The sequence below is a fragment of the Paenibacillus sp. FSL H3-0469 genome (genome assembly GCF_038051945.1).
Taxonomy (GTDB): domain Bacteria; phylum Bacillota; class Bacilli; order Paenibacillales; family Paenibacillaceae; genus Paenibacillus_AQ.
The window spans coordinates 1,054,067-1,071,454 of the sequence record NZ_CP150302.1 but is presented as its reverse complement, the minus strand read 5'-3'; the positions used below and the strand labels follow the sequence as shown (position 1 = coordinate 1,071,454).

The following is a 17,388-nucleotide window of genomic DNA, read 5'->3' as shown; positions in this document are numbered from 1 at the left end:
GGCAAGGCGTTCAGTAAGGAGAGCGTAAATGAAGTTGAATATGCGTATGCGTGTTCTTGGAGGACTTGCCGCAGCCGCCCTGTCGCTGTTTACCCTGCCCGGCTGCACCTTCATCAGCGATCCGGTATCCCAGATGAGGGTGCCCCAGCTGCCTGCGGACAAGGCTTCGCTGATGGCAGCCATCAATTCTTCCTTGAAGGCGCTGGATGGCACCTTGATCCGTCCGGCCAATGATGATAATAGCTCCATCTTTACAGAGGACCTGGACCGGGATGGCGTGATGGAGACGCTTGTGTTCTACCAGACGAAGAATGAAGCTGTGGTTAATCACGGGATGATTCTGGAGAAGCAGGGGGAATCCTGGGTCAAGAAGCTTACGTTCGATGGTATTGGCAACACCCTTGATTCTGTAGATCTTCAGGATGTATCAGGTGACGGTAAGCTCAACATTATTGCCGGTTATTCCCGCACGGAAGATAAGGGTGTGAAGGGCATGGTAGTCTACAGTTATTCCGGGGGAGTGCTGGAAGAGATTCTAACCAAGCCATATACCAAATATATCATCGATGATCTGAACGAGGATGGAATCGTGGATATTACCGTGGTGTACTTCAAGCGTAATGAATTCGCTACAATAACTACCTATCAGTATAATGACGGCTTCAAGGTGCTGGATGAACTCGACGATCTGGACCCCTATTTCAATAGTTATTACAATATTGTCTCAGGAAAAGTAGCTGCAAATAAAGAAGGTATTGTTCTGGATTCTGCTGTGGATGCGCGTTCTGCTTATACAACCTTAGTTGTAATGGAGAATAACAAGCTGCGTGTCGCTATTCCAGGGGATAGCCACACCTTCAAGGACCGCAGAATTGTCAGCGAGGATATTGATTCGGATGGAATTATAGAGATAGGGTTGCTGGTTCCCCCCAAGGGCTGGGAGTATTTCGATCCTGAGGCCATTCCTTATTTCAATTCTTATTACAAATGGGACGGGAAAGACGGCCTGACCTTCAGTACCCAGCTCTACAATGATCCGCTGGACCGGTTCACCATTAACTTTGCCCCCGAATGGCAGGAGCGGGTGACGGTGGACACGAAGTCGGTTCAGAACAAATCGCTCAAATTCATCATGACGGATACCGGAGAGACGGTCGCTGAAGTGAAATTCTTCTCGCCTGCGGAATGGGACAATGTGAAGAACACCGGCTGGAAGCTGCTCGGACGCGATCTGGATAAGATGATTGGATACCGGGGAGAACTGGAACAGAGTACAATCGGAGGAGAGGACGGACGAATCAAATCCTCTATTGAAAGGAAGGGAATCGATGAGTAAAGTACTGATATTGGAGGATGAAGAGTCCATCCGCAGTTTTATTGTCATTAACCTGAAGCGCAACGGCTTTGAGGTGCTGGAGGCGGCAGACGGTAACGAGGCGCTGCACAAGCTGACCACTATACATGATATTGATATCGCCTTGCTGGATGTGATGGTACCCGGCATCGACGGCTTTGAGGTATGCAGACGCATCCGGGAAACCAATGAACGGCTGGGGATTATTTTCTTGACAGCCAAGGTACAGGAGCAGGACAAGGTCTATGCGCTGTCCGTAGGGGCAGATGACCATGTCAGTAAGCCGTTCAGTCCCACTGAGCTGATCGCACGTATCCAGTCGCTGCTGCGCCGGGTCAATGTTCACCGCGAGCAGTCAGCCAAGGTATCGTTCCAGTCGGGTCCGTTCACCCTGGATCTGATCTCCAAGCAGTTCAAGCGGAGCGGAGAAGCCATTGAGCTTACTCCCACAGAGTTCTCGCTGGTGCAGTTCTTCCTGGAGAAGGAGAATACACCGCTCAGCCGTGACTCCTTGCTTGATCATGTCTGGGGCAAAGAATATATGGGCGACCCCAAGATCGTTGACGTCAATATCCGCCGCTTGCGCCAAAAAATCGAGAATAATCCATCGGAGCCTGAATACCTGCAGACGGTGTGGGGACACGGCTATAAATGGAAAGGCCAGGTACAATGATTAAGAAGGGGATGCGCAGACAGATCGTACTGCACTATATTCTTGTAGTCTTTGTAGCGCTTCTCCTGGTCGAGACGATCTTCCTTCTGTCGATTCGCACCTATTATTACAACAGTATCTACAGTAAAATCACCACGCATATCAGTGTGGCCGAGACATTGGTGAAATATGAATTTTCGGGAGACAGTTCACAGGCCCAGCTGCAGAAGCTGCTTAGATTATTCAATGTGGAGTTTACCGAGCTGGAGGTCCTGACGCTTAAAGGGGATATTATTACCAGCTCAACCGGGTTCCAGCCGGACCGGACGATTACCACCAGTGATGTTCCCGAGGCGGTAGGCGGCAGTATCGGACGTTGGGTGGGCCGCCAGGCAGGTACCAATGAGAATGTCATGGCAGTATCCAAAATGGTGCAGATCACCGCTCATGACACTTATGTCCTGCGCTATCTGACATCGCTGGAAGGCGTGAACAGTAATCTGCTTAACCTTACTTTGCTCTCTATTGGCATCGGTGTGGCAGTCCTCACCATCGTACTGCTGCTCAGCTTCGGGCTCGCCAATTCGATTGTGCGTCCGCTGAATAATATTACGGCAGTGTCGGTGCAGATGGCGAAGGGCAAGTTCACGACCCGGATCAAAGGCGATTACCGGTACGAGATCGGGGAACTCGCTTCAACGCTCAACTATATGGCGGACGAGATTGTCCGCAGCAACCAGATCAAGGATGACTTCATCTCCTCGATCTCTCATGAGCTGCGCACTCCGCTGACCAGCATCAAGGGCTGGAGCGAGACGCTGGTCTCCGGGGGCTATGACCCTGAAGAGACCAAGCTTGGGGTCGGAATTATCTCCAGGGAGAGTGACCGGCTGATCGGGCTGGTGGAAGAAATCCTCGACTTCTCGAAGCTGCAACAGAACGAAATGAAGCTGTCGATGGGACAAGTGGATATTAAGGTTCTGCTGCAGGAGACGCTGCTCAATATCTGGGCCAAGGCTGAGAAGAAACGGATTCATCTGCTGCTGGAATGCGAGGAGACGATCTTCATCAAGGGGGATGCCAACCGCCTCAAGCAGGTCTTCCTCAATCTGGTGGATAATGCGGTGAAGTTCTCGCCGGAGGATTCCAGTATCGTGCTGTCGGCGGAGCGTCTATCCGGTACCGAGATGGCTGTCACTGTTCGTGACAGCGGTATTGGCATCAGCGAAGCGCATCTGTCAAGAGTAAGAGACCGCTTCTTCCAGGTCGATGCCCTTAACGGGGGGACGGGCCTGGGGCTGGCGATCTCCCAGCAGATTGTGGAGCTTCATAACGGCAAGCTGGAAATGGACAGCGAGCTGGGCAAGGGTACTCAGGTTACCGTCATTCTGCCGCTGGATGATTGCCAGCAGGGGAATGCCCGCGTGAGTAATTCGCCAACAACTTGATAAGCAAGCCAAGTGGAAAGATATATACAAAAGGGATACAGCTATCATCCGGGCGGACCGGAGCTGTATCCCTTTGTATGTAGCAGCCCTTAGGGCTGAACTTTTGTTTATGAAGGCATTCCTTCGGCGCGCAGACGGCCGGCCGTCTCATAGACCTCCTGAAGCAGGCGGGCAGGCTGGGTACGGACCAGCGGCTTGGCTGCTACAATCTCATGCGGGCCTACAACAACGATATTGTCTGCAGTGCCTTTGATGACAACACCGTCCTTGATCACAGCACCTTCACCGATGATGGCATGTTCAATGAGAACACCGCGCCCAATCCGGGCACCCGGCATCACCACGCTCTGCTTGATTCTGCTCTGCTTGCCGATCTCCACACCGCCGAAGATGACTGAGCGCTGCGGGTTGCCTTCGAGCTGGCAGGTTTCATGAATCAGGCAATCTGCTGAAGCAGCTTGAGCGCGGGGTCTGATCGCAGCCAGCTTGGTGCGTTGTGCCCGGCTGTACATCGGCCAGCGTGAGTTATCCAGCTGGAATCCATCTTTTTGCAGAAGATCCATATGAGCTTCCCATAGGCTGCCAACGGTACCCACATCCCGCCAGTAGCCTTCGAAGCGGTAAGCGAACAGTTCATCGCTCGCATCCAGCATGGCCGGAATAACATCCTTGCCGAAGTCATGACCGGACTCCGCATTCGCGGCATCCCGCAGTAAATAAGCCTTCAAGTACGACCACTCAAACAGATAAATACCCATGGAAGCCAGATTGCTCTTCGGAGCCTTCGGTTTCTCGGCAAATTCGGAGATCTTCAAATCTTCATCCACGTTCATCACGCCGAAGCGGCTTGCTTCATCCCAAGGGACCTCCATGACCGAAATGGTGGCTTTTGCGGACTTGGCAATGTGATAATCGAGCATTTTGCGGTAGTCCATGTGGTAGATATGGTCTCCCGACAGGATAAGTACATGCTCCGGGTTCTGACTGTCTATATATTCAATATTCTTATAAATAGCATCGGCGGTGCCTGTATAGCTCTCTCTGCCTTCAATACCTGAAGGGAGTAGCCGTACACCCCGGTCACTGCGGCTGTGCAGCCCCCAGGGCTCGCCTTCACCGATATGCTGATGTAAGGATTCTGCTTCGTACTGAGTCAATACTCCGATAGTATCAATCTTGGAATTCACACAGTTGCTGAGGGGAAAATCAATAATCCGGTACTGTCCGCCGAAAGGGACTGCAGGCTTAGCCATGCTGGAAGTCAAAGGGGCCAATCTGCGGCCTTCCCCGCCTGCCAGGAGCATGGCGATACAATCTTTTTTACTCATTTGTTATCCCTCCCATTTTTTTGTCAATGCTTGTAATATACACGCAAGCTGGGCGCTTGAAACGGCATAGGTGAATTATATTGCTGTGAATCAAGAAAAATTACATAAACATTTTCTTTATTCAGAAATCGCCGGATTCACTCTCAAAATCATTTTCAAATGCTGCATATTCGGGTAATGTAAAAGGTGCATCCTATATACAAAGGTGGTGATGATTTGGCCGATTTACCAAAGACAGAGAACCTCCCGTCCGCTGAAGATATTTATCTGTTCCATGAGGGCACGAATTATCGCAGCTATACGATGCTTGGCGCGCACATTGCCGTCCAGGAAGGGCAGGCCGGCGTTCGCTTTACCGTGTGGGCTCCTCATGCGGCATATGTAGGACTGGCGGGAGATCATAACAGCTGGGATGGAACATCCGATCTTGATACGTTATATAAGATACCCGATTCAGGATTTTGGAGTCGTTTTTTCCCGGGAATGGAGCCGGGAACTTTTTACAAATACAGGATTACAGGAGCAGATGGTACAAGCTTCCTCAAAGCAGACCCTTATGCCTTCCACGCTGAAGTGCGTCCGGCTACAGCATCCGTTGTGGCGGATCTGGACGGCTACAAATGGGGGGATGCCGCATGGCGGCGGAAGAGTAAAGGTCCATATCAGGCACCCATGAACATTTATGAAATGCATTTGGGCACCTGGCGGCAAAAGGAAGACGGCGAACTCTATACTTATCGGGAGATCAGCAGCCTGCTGATTCCTTACCTGAGTGAAATGAGCTATACCCATGTGGAGTTCATGCCGCTGGCTGAACATCCTTATGATCTGTCCTGGGGCTACCAGGGAACCGGTTATTTTGCCGCTACCAGCCGTTTCGGAGAGCCGCAGGATCTGATGTACCTGATCGATCAGCTGCATCAGGCAGGCATCGGGGTCATTCTGGACTGGGTACCGGCCCATTTTGCCAAGGATGCCCATGGTTTGCGCTTGTTCGACGGTTCGCCGCTGTATGAGTATGCCGATCCGATGCTGGCGGAGAAGCCGGGCTGGGGCACCCTGTCCTTTGACTTTAGCAAGCCTGAAATCTCATCGTTCCTAATTTCAAATGCATTGTTCTGGTTCGAGAAGTATCATATTGACGGCATGCGCGTGGACGCGGTTACAAGTATGCTGCGGCTTGATTTCGAGAAGGAACACCATCAGTACCGGACGAATGAGCATGGCGGCCTGGAGAATCTGGAAGCCATCCGCTTCATTCAGCAGCTCAACCAGACGATTTTCCAGTATTATCCGAAGGCGCTCATGATGGCGGAAGAATCCAGTGCCTGGCCGGGCGTTACCTCACCGGTGCATGAAGGCGGCCTTGGCTTCAACTACAAATGGAATATGGGCTGGATGAATGACACCTTGGGCTACATAGAACGGGATTTCGGAGCACGCCCGTATCATCATAATTTGTTGACCTTCCCGATATGCTATGCGTATGCCGAGAACTATACACTGCCGCTGTCACATGACGAGGTGGTGCATGGCAAGAAGTCGCTGCTGGACAAAATGCCGGGGTCCTATGAGCAGAAATTCGCCGGCCTGCGCCAGCTTCTCGGATATCAGATCAGCCACCCGGGCAAGAAGCTGCTGTTCATGGGCGGAGAGTTCGGGCAATTCATTGAATGGAAGGATCAGGAGCAGCTCGACTGGCTGCTGCTGGATTATGAGAGCCACCGGCGGATGCAGGCCTATACGGCTGCGCTGAATAAGCTGTACCTTGCCGAAAAAGCGCTGTGGGAGCTCGATCATGACATGACTGGCTATCAGTGGATTGACGCTGATGACAGCGGGCAGAGTGTCGTATCCTATATCCGCAGAGGCAAGCGTCCGGTGGACACGCTGCTGATAATCATCAACTTCCAGCCGGCCGAGCGCCGCCATTACCGTATTGGCGTGCCGCGTCCCGGAGTATATGAAGAGTTATTTAGCTCGGAGAGCAACGAATACGGTGGATCGGGCTTCCATAATGAGCCGCAGAAGAGCACCAAGACCGAGTGGCATAATCAGGTGAACAGTATAGAGCTGACCCTGCCTCCGCTGAGCTTCTTGGTGCTTAAGAAGTCAGGCCGCAAGACCGTTTAAGGGCAGGAATTGTCCGAAGAAGCCACTATATAAGGGGGAGATGGAATGAAAGTATTATTTGCCGCAGCGGAAGCCCATCCATTTATCAAAACAGGCGGGCTGGCCGATGTCATCGGCGCTTTGCCCAAGGCCCTCAAGGCGGCCGGCGTCGATGTGCGGGTGATTTTGCCCAAATACAAAGGAATTCCTGAGAAGTATTCCGCACAGATGGAGCATGTCGCTACGCTGGAGGTCCCGATTGGCTGGCGCAATCAGTATTGCGGGATCGAACGGGTGGTGTTTGAAGGGATTCCCGTCTATTTCATCGACAATGAGTATTACTTCGGCCGTGACGGAATTTATGGCTATATGGATGACGGCGAGCGGTTCGCGTACTTCAACCGGGCGGTGCTGGAATGCCTGCCGGCGATTAGCTTCCAGCCGGATGTGATCCATTGCCATGACTGGCATGCTGCGGTTGTTCCGTTGCTGCTGCAGGCGCACTACCGGCATAATCCGTTCTACAGTGAGATGCGTACGGTATTCACCATACATAATCTCCTGTATCAGGGAGTCTTTCCGTATACGGTGCTGGGTGAGCTGCTGGGTCTGGATGACAGCTATTTCCTGGGCGTGGAGTATTACGGGAATGTGAATTATATGAAGGGCGGGATTGTCTACAGTGATCATGTCACTACCGTTAGCCCGACCTATGCCGATGAGATTCGGACCCCGTATTACGGCTATGGTCTCGACGGCCTCCTGACTTCGCGTTCTGACGCGCTGAGCGGCATTGTTAACGGAATTGATACCAAGAGCTATAATCCGTCCAGTGACACGGCAATCTTCACCAAGTACCGCTCCAACCTGGCCAAGAAGGCCGAGAATAAGCTGGGACTACAGCAGGAGCTTGGATTGCCGGTCGCTCCTTACATTCCTATGGTAGCTATGGTTACGCGTTTGGTGGATTCCAAAGGACTCGATCTGCTGACCCGTGTGCTGGATGAGCTGCTGTACTATGATGACATTCAGTTCGTGCTGCTGGGGACGGGGGATGAAGTCTACGAACGCTGGTTCCGTGAGGCGCAGTGGCGTTATCCGACCAAGCTGTCCTCGCAGATTACCTTCAGTGATGCCTTGTCGCGCAAAATCTACGCCGCCAGCGACATCTTCCTGATGCCGTCCAAATTCGAGCCTTGCGGCATCAGCCAGCTCCTCGCACTGCGTTACGGCAGCATTCCGGTGGTCCGTGAGACAGGCGGGCTGAATGATACCGTGCAGGCGTACAACGAATACACCGGAGAGGGCAACGGCTTCACCTTCAAAGATTACAACGCCCATGATATGATGCACACGCTCCGCCGCGCCGTATCGTTCTACCACAAGCCCGAGCACTGGAAAAAAGTAGCCAAAAACGCATTCTCCGGCGACTACAGCTGGAACGTATCCGCACAGCAGTATATTGATATTTATAACAACATTACGGCCGCTCCAGCGGAATAGGAAATAGCAGGATCAGGATGGAAAAGGCACCCCTCAGTTCATCATGAACTAAGGGATGCCTTTTTCTGTTGCACTTGATTCCCCGGATTCGAGGAACCATAATTACCAGGGGGATTTGTGCCGATTAGCTGGAGGGAATAGGTGTATTTCAGGCACTTGTTAACGGAAGGAAAAACACATCCTCAGCAGCAAATGGAAAAATGGCACTTAATTAGCCCAAACTTCCTCATATTAAGGAATTCAGCGAAAAGAGATGACGTTTATCCAACTAATTGCCTCTAACCATGAAAATTGGCTAAATTAAGATGCGTTTTTCCAACTAAACAATTAGCATTATAGAAATAACAAAATTCAAGTCAAGTATAAGGATAAGAGTGGGGGATTTTGGATTGGAATTCTTTTAGACTCACGATCTGGTTCCCGGGATTAAATTCGATTAAGGAGACTCCGTCAAACGCATCGGTCACATCATCATACACACACTTAAAGTACCATTCCACCACAGTCATATGGCCCTGATGGATGAATTGCTTGATCGTCCAGTTGAGTACCGTACCACGCGTATTCCAGTCCTCGAACCACAACATCAGGGTGTCAAATCCCCGATACTGAGGGCCGTAGCTTTCGGTGTATACAATGTTGGGATCGAAGATGGTACTTAATATAGAGTTATCCTTGTTAATCCATGAATCGAAATATTGTCTAATCCGCTGCTCACGTTCAATCATTTGATTCCACCTCCACAATATGCCGGAACAGAATCCGGTACTCGTACGGCTCAAGCGCCACGTTCATCATCCCGCGTTCTGGAACGACCGCCTCACCCGTAAGTGCATCCAGCCAGTCACTGGTCTCCATCGGGTGACTGAGCGTGCGGGGCTGCGGTGAATTGTTCATCCAGACCGTGAAGTGGATCAGCTCATCGGCGCGCTCATAGACGATGCACGGGTCGTGCTCGCAGGCCTGAAGAATCCGGAAGCGGCCTTCGCGGAGGGCTTTATGCTCCTTGCGCAAACTAATCATCATCCGGTAAAAGTCATACAGCTCGCGGTCCTGCTTGCCCTGATCCCATTCCATACATTTGCGGCAATCCGGGTCCTCGTTGCCGGTCAGGCCAATCTCATCACCGTAATAGATGCAGGGAGTGCCCATGAAGGTGAACAGGAAGACCACCGTCAGCTTCAGCTTCCGTTTGTCTTCACCAAGCACGGTGAGCAAGCGGGGAGTGTCATGGCTGCCGAGCAGATTGAAGACCACCTCATTCGTCTGCTGCGGATAACGCATGAGCAGGCCGCCGATCCGCTGACCGAAGGTGATGCCGTCCATCCCGCCGTTGAAGAATTCCAGCACCGTCCCCGAGAAGGGATAGTTCATCACCGAATCAAACTGGTCGCCGAGCAGCCAGGTTAATGAATCGCTCCACACCTCGCCGACGATATAAGCATCCGGGTTCGCCGCTTTGACCACCTTGCGGAAATCGCGCCAGAAGTGATGGTCCACCTCGTTGGCCACATCCAGGCGCCAGCCGTCCACCTTGATCTCCTTAATCCAGTATTCGGCCACCTCCAGCAGATAGGATTTTACTTCATGATTGGCGGTGTTGAACTTCGGCATATTGCCGTAGAAGCCAAACGTGTCATAGGTGGGAATGCCGTCCACAATCTCAGCCGGAAAAGAGTTCACATGGAACCAGTCCCGGTAAACCGAATATTCTCCCTTGGCCATAACATCCTGGAAGGGCGGGAACTGGTCGCTGCAGTGGTTGAATACGGCATCAAGCATGACGCGCAGGCCCCGTCTGTGGCATTCCTCGACGACCTGCTTCAGCAGCTCATTATCGCCGAAATGCGGGTCGACTCTCCGGTAATCTACAATGTCATATTTATGGTTGGAGGGGGAGACGAACAGCGGGGTGAAGTAGAGGGCATTGACGCCCAGCTCCTGCAGATCATCCAGATGATCCAGCACGCCCTGAAGGTCGCCGCCGAAGAAATTATTCAGCTCGGGCTTGCCGCCCCAGGGCTGCGTGCCTTCCGGATTAATCAGGGGATTGCCATTCGCGAACCGCTCGGTCATGATCTGGTAGAACACCGCATCCTTCGCCCAGGGAGGAACCCGGAACAAGTCGATCCCGTGGATATAGGGGAATTCGTAGAAGTGATTCGGCGGCGGCGGGCATTCGGAGCGGATCCCGTTGTCGAGCAGATAGACCGTCTCCATCCCTTTACTCACGCGAAAAGTATAGCTAAGCCGCTTATATTTGGGCCGGACCGCCGCTTCCCAGTAGTCGAATTTGTCATCGGAGGCGGCCTTCTCCATAATAATGTCATAAGAAGTATGCTGCCAATCGTACTTGTCGCCGGTAAGGGCGACTACATAGTCCACATCATCACGTTTGGTGCGCACACGCAGATGAATCGTTTCAGTATCATAGGCATAGGCCCATTTGTCACGGGGAACATGGTACATCGCTTCAAGCAGCATAGTAGCACCTCCTGTAAGTTGGGTGGAAGCTGTAATGATTCATGCGGCAATTGGAGATAATCTATAGTAGATAGTATTATATACCACCTTCATAGGATGTGCATTTTTTTGTCGCCGTAACAGGTTTTTGTCACAAAATTGTCTTTGCATATTCATACGAAGTGATTTATAATAAATCGGTCAATGAGACGGAACAGTAGAGAGAACATAAACAGAATAGGGGAGACGGAACAAATGAACAAATGGGGTAAACTTTCTATGGGACTGCTGCTGGCAGCAGGACTCTTGGCCGGATGCGGCTCCAATAACGATAAGAACAATACCGCAGCAAGCGGAAATGGCGGTGCTGCAAGCACAGAGGCGCCGGCTAAGAAGCTGATTATGGGCACAAGCGCAGACTTTCCTCCATATGAATTCCACAAGATAGTTGAAGGTAAGGATACGATTGTCGGTTTCGATATCGAGATTGCCAAAGAGATTGCCGCTGATCTGGGACAGGAGCTGGAGATTAAGGATCTTCCGTTCGACTCTTTGCTGAATGAGCTGGCTAGCGGCCGGATCGATATGGTTATCTCGGGACTTAGCCCCACACCGGAACGCGCTGAAGCTGTAGGCCTTTCGGACATCTACTATAAGGCAGAGCAGGCTGTTGTAGTGCGTGAAGCCGACAAGGACAAATTCGCTACCATGGACGCACTGAAGGGCGCCAAGATCGGAATTCAGACCGGTTCCATCCAGGAGGGTATCGCTAAGGGCATTGAAGGCGCACAGCTGACCTCCCTCAGCAAAATCTCCGAAATCGTCCTGCAGCTGCAGTCGAACCGGGTGGATGCTTCCATCATGGAAGGACCTGTAGCCAAGTCCTTTGTGAAGAACGTCAAGGGCCTCGTGATTACCGATGCCAAGCCGGAGGTTGAAGATGACGGTTATGTCATCGGCGTGAAGAAGGGCAACACCGAGCTGCTCGATCAAGTGAATAAGACACTTGGACGCCTGAACTCCGAAGGCAAGATTGATGAATTCGTAGCGGCAGCAAGCGAGCTTGCTGAAAGCAAATAATACGCGAAGCCGCGTATGCGGATAGCAGAGATCAAGATAGGCCCGCAGCAGGCTGCGGGATCATGCTCAACCATGCAGAAAATGGCGGTGATCCGCCGTTTTCTATTTTTTTGAGAAGAGGAGGGTCTGAGGGCAATGAATGTATTCGATATGGCTTATGAGTACCGTAATTTATTCTTATCCGGTCTGCAGTACACACTGCTGCTTGCAGTACTGGGGGTATTCTTCGGTTTCGTACTCGGCATCCTGGTGTCGCTTCTGCGGATGTCCAAATGGAGAATTCTGCGCTTTATCGCCACCGCATGGGTCGAATTCTTACGCGGGACGCCGATGCTGGTACAGCTGTTTCTGATTCACTACGGGTTAACGGAGCTTGGACTTGAGTTTACGCCGATCCAGTCCGGTGCGATTACATTAACCATCAACAGTTCTGCTTATCTGGCGGAGATTTTCCGCGCGGGGATTCAGGGTGTAGACCGCGGTCAGGTTGAAGCGGCGCGTTCCCTCGGAATGAAGCAGGGGATGACGCTGCGCTACATCGTGCTGCCGCAGGCGATTAAGAACGTGCTGCCAGCCATCGGCAATGAATTTATTACCATCATCAAAGAATCTTCAATCGTGTCTATGATCGGGGTTGCAGACCTGTTCTTTCAGGCGAAGACCATTACAACGATTACGTATGAGGGGCTAACACCCTATGTTATTATTGCCATCATGTATTTCGTACTGACATTCACACTATCCAAGCTGCTGGGTATATTGGAACGGAGGCTGAACACGGATGATCGAGGTTAAGAACCTGCGGAAGAGCTTTGGGAAGCTGGAGATCCTGAAGGATATTGATCTGAATATTCACAAGGGCGAGGTCGTTGTTGTCATCGGCCCCAGCGGATCGGGCAAAAGCACCTTTTTGCGCTGCCTGAACCTGCTGGAGCAGCCCACAGGCGGCGAGATCAGCTTCGAGGGTCAATCCATTACCGCGAAGCGCCATGACATCAACGTGACCCGCGAGAAAATGGGGATGGTGTTCCAGCAGTTCAACCTGTTCCCGCACAAATCTGTGCTCCAGAACATTATGCTCGCCCCGCTTAAGGTGAAGAAGCAACAGGCTGCGGAGGCGGAGAAGTTCGCGATGGAGCTGCTGCGTACGGTAGGCCTTGAGGACAAGCGCGATGCTTATCCGGCCCAGCTCTCCGGCGGACAAAAGCAACGGATCGCAATCGCCCGGGCGCTGGCTATGCAGCCGCATGTCATGCTGTTCGACGAGCCAACCTCGGCGCTGGACCCGGAGATGGTCGGTGAAGTGCTGGAGGTTATGAAGCAGCTGGCAGTGAACGGCATGACCATGGTGATTGTAACGCACGAAATGGGCTTCGCCCGTGAGGTGGGGGACCGTATCCTGTTCATGGACGGCGGCGTGATTGTGGAGCAAGGGACACCGGCAGAGGTGTTCGGTCATCCCAAGCATGCCCGCACGCGCGATTTTCTCAGCAAGGTATTATAGTAGGCCGGCTAATAACCCCACCGTATGGGGTTATTTTATTTTGGCGGAGTGCACAATGTTTGATATAGTATACAAATGATCAATCTACTTGAAAAGGAGTACATACAGATGAGAGATGATCTTTGCCGGATCGGCATTATTGATATTGGTTCCAACTCCATACGGCTTGTAATTTATGACACGACACAGGCAGGCGGCTACAAAATCATCAAGGAATGTAAGTACTCTGCCCGTTTGAGCGAGAAGATTACGAAGGAAGGCCGGCTGGAGAAGAAGGATATGAATACGATCATACCTGTTCTTCAGCAGTTCAAAGAGATTTGTGATGACTTTGAAGTTGAGAAAATCCGCGCAGGCGCCACCGCCGCCATTCGTAATGCTGCGAACTCTGCGGAGATCATCAGCTACCTGTCCGAGGCTTCGTCCATTCCGATTGAAGTGGTCACCGGATATCAGGAGGCGTATTTCGGCTTCCTTGGAGTCATCAATGCTTTTGACGTCCAGGACGGCTTCGTGATTGATATCGGCGGAGGGAGTACCGAGGTTACCTTATTCCGCGGACGGCGTTATCAGCAGAGTATCTCGTTCCCGTTCGGTGCGGTTAACACGAATCAGATGTTCAGCCAGGGCGGCAACTGGAATGCGGATCAGATCCGCAAGCTGCAATTGTACGTAACCGGCAGGCTGGTGGAGCATGACTGGCTGTCGACGGGCACAGGACTTCCGCTATACGGGCTGGGAGGAACGCTTCGCTCACTGGCTAAGCTCGATCAGCGGAACCGCGATTATTCGCTGCCTAATTCCCATGGCTATGTTCTGGAGAACGAGACGATCGAACGGTTCATGGAGGTTCTGCCCGCTACCCCGTTTGAGAAGCGTAAGGACCTGGACGGGTTGTCCAAAAGCCGGGCGGATATCATCGTGTCCGGGCTGATTATTTTCCATACCGTCTATCATTACATTGGTGCCAGCCAGGCGCTGATCAGCGGGGAAGGCCTGCGTGAGGGCATGCTGCATGATCTGCTGGAGCCCGAGCAGCCGGTGCGTGACAGCGCGCTGGAATACAGCCTGGATACGATTATCCGCTTCGATATCCGTACCTCTAAGCGGCATCTCGACCATATCAACAAGCTGGCGCTGAGCCTGCTGGGGGCCTTTGAGCGGGAAGGGAACCGGGAGGAGCAGAAGATGCTGGTCTATGTGGCGATTATGCTGCACCGGACAGGCTCCAACATTAACTATTATCAATCCAAGCGGCACACCCACTACTGGCTCATGAATTCACCCATCCGCGGACTAACGCACCGCCAGCTGATTCTTAGCGCGTACATCGCTTCTTACAGCACAAAAAGCCGGAAGCAGAAATTGTCCCTGATGCATAAGGACATTTTGCTGCCTTCCGACGAGGAATGGATTCATAAGCTGGGTACATTAGTGCAGTTAAGCATCGCGCTGGACAGCACCGAGATCGGCATTGTCAGCGGGCTGAAGTCCCGTCTGCATAATCATACGCTGGATCTGGAGCTTCAGGGCGGACAGGTGCTAATTGGCCTGGAGGACATTGAGAATGCGCTCAAAACCTTCAGGAATGCTTGGTCGGTGAAGGTAAAGCTCGGCTTCCCTTCCAGCGGGTAACATCCATAGCAGCGAACTGGCTCCGGAGCGGGGCCTTTTTGTCGTCGATCCGTTCATAATATCCGTTAGGCTGAAGGAAGCTGGATTTGACATTGTCCATCAGCGACAGCTCCAGAATCTTGACAATCTGATCGCGGATACTGCTATCCTTGACCGGACACATCAGCTCGATCCGCCGGGTCAGGTTACGCGTCATCCAGTCGGCACTGGACAGGTAGACCTCGGGTTCGCCGCCGTTCTCGAAGTAATAGATGCGTGAATGCTCCAGGAAGCGGTCTACAATACTGCGCACCGTAATGCGCTCACTGAGGCCTTCAATTCCCGGGCGCAGACAGCAGACTCCCCGGACGATCAGATCGATGGATACTCCTGCCTGAGCCGCGCTGTAGAGATAATCAATAACCTCCTGGTTCGACAGGGAATTCATCTTGGCGATAATTCGTGCAGGCCGGCCTGCGGCAGCATGTTCTGCCTCACGCAGAATCAGCTTCTGGAGCGACAGGCTCATGTTAGTCGGTGCTACGATGAAGGAGTTCCAGTTGTAGTTGGCGGAGTAGCCTGTCATCTGATTGAACAGCTCGGACGCATCCAGGCCAATCTCATGATTGGCGGTGAACAGGCTAAGGTCGGTATAGGCCTTGGCCGTGCTGTCATTGTAATTGCCTGTTCCCACATGAACATAGCGGCGCAGCTCAGAACCTTCCTGGCGGACGATCAGCGTTACCTTGGCATGGGTCTTGAGGCCGACGAGACCGTAGACCACGTGGCAGCCGGACTGCTCCAGCTTACGCGCCCAGGCGATGTTGCGTTCCTCATCGAAGCGGGCCTTCAGCTCCACGACCACCGTAACCTGCTTGCCGGACTCGGCTGCGTTGGCGAGGGCAGTAATCAGCGGAGAATTGCCGCTGACCCGGTACAACGTCATTTTGATCGCCATCACCTGCTCATCCTCGGAGGCCTGGATAATGAAATCCGTCATGGCATCGAAGGATTCGTACGGATGATAGACCAGCACATCGCGCTGGCTCAGCACCTCGAAGAAATCTTCATTCTCATCGAACTCCGCCGGATACATCGGCTCGACAGGCGGATTGAGCAGATAGCTGAAGCCCTTCAGACTGCTCGTGAAGCTGCGCAGGAAGCCGAGATCAAGCGGGCCTTCGATTTCGAAGACGAAGTCCTCCAGCTCGAATTCAGCCTGCAGCTGCTCCAGCGCATAGGGGTGGATGCCTTTCTGGACTTCCAGACGGGCAGGCACACCGCGGCGGCGTTTGCGGAGCTCTTTCTCAATCTCCTCCAGCAGGTCCTCCGCGCCTTCTTCATCTATCGTCAGGTCAGAGTTGCGGGTCAGGCGGAATTCACTGACGGCTACCGGTTCATAACCGCTGAACAAGGTCTGAATATGATGGCGGATTACATCTTCAATGAATACGAATTGCCGTTTTTTGCTGTTCGCGCGGTGCGGCAAGGGAATGCATCGCGGCAGATTGGACGGAATCTGCAGAATGGCGAAGTAAGGCTCTTCCTCCTGGCTGTTCTTCCTTGTCAGCACGACAGCCAGATAGATGAACTGGCTGTGGACCAGCGGGAACGGACGGCTCTGGTCGACGGCCATAGGAGTCAGCACAGGAAAAATAATATCACGGTAGTACTCCTCAATCGACTGCTCCTGTGCCGGTGTTAAGTCTTCATAATCAACGAACACAATACCCTCTTTATGCAGGCTGCGTGAAATATCCTTAAAGGTGCGGTACTGGTCGGCGACGATTTTGGTGACCCGTTTGCTGAGGCGTTTATAGAGGCCGGAGGGCGTGTAGCCGGTAAAGTCTTTTTTGGTATATCCCGCCCGGATCTGATCCTGGATGCCGGCTACCCGGACACTGATGAACTCATCCAGATTACTGGACACTATGGCCAGGAATTTAGCCCGCTCAATCAGCGGGTTCTCAGGGTCCTGTGCCTCGCCGAGCACCCGGCGGTTGAACTCGATCCAGCTGAGGTCACGGTTAAGATAGGCTGTTGCAGGACTAATATTGTTGATTTTTTTCTCATCTGTATTCACGTTCATGGACCCTCCAAGGTTGCTTCAATGTCTAGTTAAGATATCGTGTTCTTTCATTCTACTATTTGCTTGCGTGAGAAATGTTAAAACTGTGTAAAATTTTTGCGAATATTCAGGAAACATGGCATATTTATGCCGGGTCCCTTAATAATGATTAAGAATATGTAATATTTATATCGGTGTTAACGCTTTATTTGGGATAATTATTTCCAATTGCCACAAAAACATAGCCAATGGTTACAAAGTT

Annotated in this window: 13 protein-coding genes; 9 read left to right on the top strand and 4 right to left on the bottom strand. The window is 52.1% G+C overall.

The genetic code is table 11. The features are described 5' to 3' along the window. Positions 1 to 28 precede the first annotated feature (28 nt). From NSS83_RS04575 to NSS83_RS04565, 3 genes are read left to right on the top strand one after another with little or no spacing between them, the layout of a single operon-like run. Positions 29 to 1,336 (top strand): hypothetical protein, encoded by a 1,308-nt coding sequence (locus NSS83_RS04575; RefSeq protein ID WP_341185534.1) that lies wholly within the window; start codon positions 29 to 31, stop codon positions 1,334 to 1,336. Then, positions 1,329 to 2,027 (top strand): response regulator transcription factor, encoded by a 699-nt coding sequence (locus NSS83_RS04570; protein WP_076079320.1) that lies wholly within the window; start codon positions 1,329 to 1,331, stop codon positions 2,025 to 2,027. The genes NSS83_RS04575 and NSS83_RS04570 overlap by 8 nt, the downstream gene beginning before the upstream one ends. Beyond that, a complete protein-coding gene (locus NSS83_RS04565; protein ID WP_341185535.1) occupies positions 2,024 to 3,454 on the top strand; it encodes a HAMP domain-containing sensor histidine kinase in 1,431 nt (476 codons plus the stop codon). The genes NSS83_RS04570 and NSS83_RS04565 overlap by 4 nt, the downstream gene beginning before the upstream one ends. Before the next feature lie 107 nt (positions 3,455 to 3,561). On the opposite strand, the gene NSS83_RS04560 is transcribed toward NSS83_RS04565, so the two are convergent. Further along, complete coding sequence (locus tag NSS83_RS04560; protein ID WP_341185536.1) at positions 3,562 to 4,782, bottom strand: glucose-1-phosphate adenylyltransferase; 1,221 nt, start codon at positions 4,780 to 4,782, stop codon at positions 3,562 to 3,564. Between the two features lie 216 nt (positions 4,783 to 4,998). Between NSS83_RS04560 and glgB the strand changes: the two genes are divergently transcribed. Together glgB and glgA are read left to right on the top strand one after the other, a co-directional pair. Beyond that, the gene (gene glgB / locus NSS83_RS04555; RefSeq protein WP_341185537.1) at positions 4,999 to 6,915 is read left to right on the top strand and encodes a 1,4-alpha-glucan branching protein GlgB; all 1,917 of its coding nucleotides are present in this window, start codon (positions 4,999 to 5,001) and stop codon (positions 6,913 to 6,915) included. 45 nt (positions 6,916 to 6,960) lie between these two features. Then, positions 6,961 to 8,397 (top strand): glycogen synthase GlgA, encoded by a 1,437-nt coding sequence (gene glgA, locus NSS83_RS04550; RefSeq protein WP_341185538.1) that lies wholly within the window; start codon positions 6,961 to 6,963, stop codon positions 8,395 to 8,397. Between the two features lie 356 nt (positions 8,398 to 8,753). Here the strand turns inward: glgA and NSS83_RS04545 are convergent, their stop codons facing one another. Both NSS83_RS04545 and NSS83_RS04540 read right to left on the bottom strand, forming a co-directional pair. After that, the gene (locus NSS83_RS04545; RefSeq protein ID WP_341347776.1) at positions 8,754 to 9,125 is read right to left on the bottom strand and encodes a nuclear transport factor 2 family protein; all 372 of its coding nucleotides are present in this window, start codon (positions 9,123 to 9,125) and stop codon (positions 8,754 to 8,756) included. Then, entirely contained in the window at positions 9,118 to 10,881 is a 1,764-nt protein-coding gene (locus NSS83_RS04540; RefSeq protein WP_341185540.1) for an alpha-glycosidase, read from the bottom strand. Before NSS83_RS04540 ends, NSS83_RS04545 begins: the two co-directional genes overlap by 8 nt. Positions 10,882 to 11,115: 234 nt before the next feature. Between NSS83_RS04540 and NSS83_RS04535 the strand changes: the two genes are divergently transcribed. The 4 genes from NSS83_RS04535 (at position 11,116) to NSS83_RS04520 (ending at position 15,079) form a co-directional block, all read left to right on the top strand. After that, complete coding sequence (locus NSS83_RS04535; RefSeq protein ID WP_341185541.1) at positions 11,116 to 11,940, top strand: transporter substrate-binding domain-containing protein; 825 nt, start codon at positions 11,116 to 11,118, stop codon at positions 11,938 to 11,940. A 135-nt stretch (positions 11,941 to 12,075) separates the two neighbouring features. Continuing rightward, a complete protein-coding gene (locus NSS83_RS04530; RefSeq protein WP_339314715.1) occupies positions 12,076 to 12,735 on the top strand; it encodes an amino acid ABC transporter permease in 660 nt (219 codons plus the stop codon). Then, positions 12,722 to 13,444, top strand: a complete 723-nt coding sequence (locus NSS83_RS04525; protein WP_341347775.1) for an amino acid ABC transporter ATP-binding protein — start codon at positions 12,722 to 12,724, stop codon at positions 13,442 to 13,444. Before NSS83_RS04530 ends, NSS83_RS04525 begins: the two co-directional genes overlap by 14 nt. Before the next feature lie 108 nt (positions 13,445 to 13,552). Further along, positions 13,553 to 15,079 (top strand): Ppx/GppA phosphatase family protein, encoded by a 1,527-nt coding sequence (locus tag NSS83_RS04520; RefSeq protein ID WP_341347774.1) that lies wholly within the window; start codon positions 13,553 to 13,555, stop codon positions 15,077 to 15,079. Here NSS83_RS04520 and ppk1 read toward each other — a convergent pair. Beyond that, the gene (gene ppk1, locus NSS83_RS04515; protein WP_341347773.1) at positions 15,027 to 17,147 is read right to left on the bottom strand and encodes a polyphosphate kinase 1; all 2,121 of its coding nucleotides are present in this window, start codon (positions 17,145 to 17,147) and stop codon (positions 15,027 to 15,029) included. The genes NSS83_RS04520 and ppk1 overlap by 53 nt on opposite strands. Positions 17,148 to 17,388: the final 241 nt, after the last annotated feature.

Excerpts from the sequence above, each read along its gene's own strand:
- NSS83_RS04575 (WP_341185534.1), top strand. The coding sequence starts at position 29 with ATGAAGTTGAATATGCGTATGCGTGTTCTTGGAGGACTTGCCGCAGCC.
- NSS83_RS04570 (WP_076079320.1), top strand. The coding sequence starts at position 1,329 with ATGAGTAAAGTACTGATATTGGAGGATGAAGAGTCCATCCGCAGTTTT.
- NSS83_RS04565 (WP_341185535.1), top strand. The coding sequence starts at position 2,024 with ATGATTAAGAAGGGGATGCGCAGACAGATCGTACTGCACTATATTCTT.
- NSS83_RS04560 (WP_341185536.1), bottom strand. The coding sequence starts at position 4,782 with ATGAGTAAAAAAGATTGTATCGCCATGCTCCTGGCAGGCGGGGAAGGC.
- glgA (WP_341185538.1), top strand. The coding sequence starts at position 6,961 with ATGAAAGTATTATTTGCCGCAGCGGAAGCCCATCCATTTATCAAAACA.
- NSS83_RS04545 (WP_341347776.1), bottom strand. The coding sequence starts at position 9,125 with ATGATTGAACGTGAGCAGCGGATTAGACAATATTTCGATTCATGGATT.
- NSS83_RS04540 (WP_341185540.1), bottom strand. The coding sequence starts at position 10,881 with ATGCTGCTTGAAGCGATGTACCATGTTCCCCGTGACAAATGGGCCTAT.
- NSS83_RS04535 (WP_341185541.1), top strand. The coding sequence starts at position 11,116 with ATGAACAAATGGGGTAAACTTTCTATGGGACTGCTGCTGGCAGCAGGA.
- NSS83_RS04530 (WP_339314715.1), top strand. The coding sequence starts at position 12,076 with ATGAATGTATTCGATATGGCTTATGAGTACCGTAATTTATTCTTATCC.
- NSS83_RS04525 (WP_341347775.1), top strand. The coding sequence starts at position 12,722 with ATGATCGAGGTTAAGAACCTGCGGAAGAGCTTTGGGAAGCTGGAGATC.
- NSS83_RS04520 (WP_341347774.1), top strand. The coding sequence starts at position 13,553 with ATGAGAGATGATCTTTGCCGGATCGGCATTATTGATATTGGTTCCAAC.
- ppk1 (WP_341347773.1), bottom strand. The coding sequence starts at position 17,147 with ATGAACGTGAATACAGATGAGAAAAAAATCAACAATATTAGTCCTGCA.